Source organism: Nostoc sp. PCC 9305 (genome assembly GCF_963920915.1).
Lineage (GTDB): Bacteria > Cyanobacteriota > Cyanobacteriia > Cyanobacteriales > Nostocaceae > Nostoc.
Map to the genome: position 1 here is coordinate 1 of NZ_CAWUDN010000223.1, position 2,927 is coordinate 2,927.

The 2,927-nt window shown below is 42.7% G+C and carries 4 protein-coding genes; all 4 read right to left on the reverse strand.

What is annotated here, in order from left to right:
* Positions 1-136: 136 nt before the first annotated feature.
* Positions 137-835 (reverse strand): glutathione binding-like protein, encoded by a 699-nt coding sequence (locus ACM0OX_RS35385; protein ID WP_414519846.1) that lies wholly within the window; start codon positions 833-835, stop codon positions 137-139.
* 85 nt (positions 836-920) lie between these two features.
* Positions 921-1,697, reverse strand: coding sequence for a class I SAM-dependent methyltransferase (locus ACM0OX_RS35390; protein ID WP_414519848.1), 777 nt, complete (start codon positions 1,695-1,697; stop codon positions 921-923).
* Between the two features lie 34 nt (positions 1,698-1,731).
* Positions 1,732-2,421 (reverse strand): SDR family NAD(P)-dependent oxidoreductase, encoded by a 690-nt coding sequence (locus ACM0OX_RS35395; protein WP_414519850.1) that lies wholly within the window; start codon positions 2,419-2,421, stop codon positions 1,732-1,734.
* Positions 2,387-2,927, reverse strand: a 541-nt coding sequence (locus ACM0OX_RS35400; protein ID WP_414519852.1) for an endonuclease domain-containing protein, incomplete at its 5' end; no start/stop codon positions are given. The genes ACM0OX_RS35395 and ACM0OX_RS35400, both read right to left, overlap by 35 nt.

Consider the following 2,927-nt stretch of genomic DNA (forward strand, 5'->3'; position numbering starts at 1 on the left):
GCTTGCGGGGAGGGGTTGGGGGTGGGGTGTTAGGGACTTTTGCAAGAGGTCTAATCAAGACGATCGTTGTGTCATACCAGAATACCCAACTGAATCCTGACTCCTGAATTCTGTTCGATAAGACAATTCAAATGGCTCAAGGCTGAATAGTTTTCGCCGATTGGTTAAATAACAATTCTCGTAACTTATTTGGATCGAGCGCTTCAGTTTTGAATGCTTCTGCTTTTTCGTAGGCGCGAATTGTTGCTGGACGCGCTTTTATTGTCTCAAACCAGCGTTTAACATGAGGAAAATCCTCTAGGTTTTGACTTTGGAGTTCATGCGGCACAATCCAGGGATAAGCAGCAATATCGGCGATGGAATAATCGCCAGCCACAAATTCTTTATCTGCTAGTTGCTTATTTAGCACTGCATATAAGCGTCCCGTCTCATTCACATAGCGGTTAATGGCATATTCAATCTTTTCGGGAGCATAAGTACTAAAGTGATGATTTTGTCCCGCCATTGGCCCCAGTCCTGCCATTTGCCAGAACAACCATTCTAAAACTTGAGTGCGATTACGTAAATCTTGGGGGATTAATTTCCCGGTTTTTTCTGCCAAATATAGCAAGATTGCCCCAGACTCAAATACTGAAATTGGCGCACCTCCATCTGCTGGTTCGCGGTCAACGATCGCAGGCATACGATTGTTAGGAGATATCTTCAGAAATTCTGGCTTAAATTGATCCCCAGCCGCAAGATTCACAGGAATTATAGTGTATGGTAAGCCGACTTCTTCCAAGCAAATTGTGATTTTATGACCGTTTGGAGTTGCCCAATAGTAAAGTTCAATCATGGTTCTTTTCCTAAAATTGCGCGATTGTTTTGTAGGTTAATAGTGTATTCCAAACATCTCTTAATTACGAATTACGAATTACGAATTACGAATTAGATTGTGGTGCTTTTGCGATCGCAGCCCAAACCCTATGGTGAACCTGAAGAATTGGTGTCGGATATTGTGTTTCGAGCAATGTTGCCAATTCCTGGTCAAATACTTCTACTTTTTCTGGTGTCAAACTGGCTCCCACACCAGCACTCGCCCGAATTCGTCCCCGCCAAGCTTCGTGTGTATAAGAGACAAATAGATCATAAGAAAATGTGCGGATTTCTCGAAAACCTCCTTCGCCAATATCTTGTAACCACAAGGGATACAATCCATTACCGCCGCCCAAATTCCACGCGGGATTATGAGCTTTGATTAGTTGTTCCGTTGCGTGAACTACATTACCTTTTAAAGGTATCCAATCAAAATGTGCGATCGCGAGCAAGCCATTTACTCTCAATATACGAGTAATTTCCTGGACAGCACGCGGACGGTCAAACCAATGCCAACACTGTCCAGCTGTCACCACATCTGCACTTGCATCTGGTAAATCGGTATGCTCGGCAGTTGCGACTCGATAATCTACTTTAAGTTGCACAGATTCGCTTAACAGTCTCGCTTGTTCTAAAAGTGAGGCTGATGGATCTATGGCAATTACATCAGCACCTCTATCGGCAAAGCCCCGCGCTAGTGTTCCTGTTCCGGTGCCGAGGTCAACAATATTCTGCCCTGGTAAACCTATACCATATTCAGACAGTTTGTTAAATAATGAACTGGGAAAGCCAGCGCGGTGTTTTGCATAATCAGTAGCAGTTGCACCAAAATCAATTTTCATACCTGCAAAACTATGTTTGTAACAATTGTTTAGGTTAGAAGTTCTCTACCCACGGACGTAGTTCTACTTCATAAGTCCAAGCACTGCGGGGTTGGCGGAGAATGCTGAGATAAGTTTGAGCAATCGCATCCGGGTCAAGAGTACTATCAGGATTATCTACTGGATCTTGGCGGTCTGCGGATCGGATTGCCCCATCAATCACGAAATGCGCCACATGAATATTCTTTGGTGCTAATTCTCTAGCAATACTCTGAGCCAAACCGCGTAGTGCAAATTTACCCATTGCAAAGGGAGCGGACAGAGGATAACCCTTAACACTGGCGGAGGCTCCAGTAAAAAATATAGCACCGCCACCAAGTTGTAAAAACCTTTTGGTAGCAGCTTGAGCCACAAGAAAGCCACCATAAGCAGTGACATCTAAGGTTTTTGCCACTTCACCAGGGTCTAGATCGACAAGAGGCCCCCGCACCCGGAAACTGGGATTGTAAATGACAATATTCGGAGAACCGACTTTATTATCAATATCAATAAATAACTGTTCTACTTCATCTGGCTTTGAGGCATCAGCGGCGAAACTAACTGCGCCAATTTCACTACTCAATTGAGTGAGTTTTTCAATTCGGCGAGCCGCTAAAGCTACGGTGAATCCTTCTTTGGCAAATAGGCGAGCTAAAGAAGCGCTCAGTCCATTACCTGCACCGACAATTAAAGCTGTTGTTGCCATAAATTAAATTCTCCTTATCCTGCAAAACTTTAGTTCTCCTGCTTCCTTGGGGAGAAGGGGTTAGGGCTTGAGCAATTGTATGTAAAACTAACTCGATATCATTAAATATTTGCTCATTACTAAAGTGAATCACAGTAAATTTATTAGATTTTAACCAGTTTTCTCTGATAAAATCTTGAGACTGTTGATTTGCATGAATACTACCATCTAATTCAATAATTAGTAATTTTTCGTGACAATAAAAATCAGTGATATATCTACCAATATTATGTTGTCTGCGAAATTTTGTATTTAACAAACGTCTATTTCTTAAACATTCCCATAATATTTCTTCTGCTGGTGTTTGTTGTTTTCTTAACTTGCGGGCGCGTTCTAATAATACTTTCGGAATTTGTCGGTTACTAGCAGCTAATTTAGCAATTTCCGCCCTCACCCCTAGCCTCTCTCCCTCTGGGCTACGGTGTATACACAAGTCTTTGAGAGTTGCCTCACAGCGTTTAGATCCC

Bases quoted from the DNA above. Each gene is read 5' to 3' on its own strand.
- ACM0OX_RS35385 (WP_414519846.1), bottom strand. From the start codon at position 835: ATGATTGAACTTTACTATTGGGCAACTCCAAACGGTCATAAAATCACA.
- ACM0OX_RS35390 (WP_414519848.1), bottom strand. From the start codon at position 1,697: ATGAAAATTGATTTTGGTGCAACTGCTACTGATTATGCAAAACACCGC.
- ACM0OX_RS35395 (WP_414519850.1), bottom strand. From the start codon at position 2,421: ATGGCAACAACAGCTTTAATTGTCGGTGCAGGTAATGGACTGAGCGCT.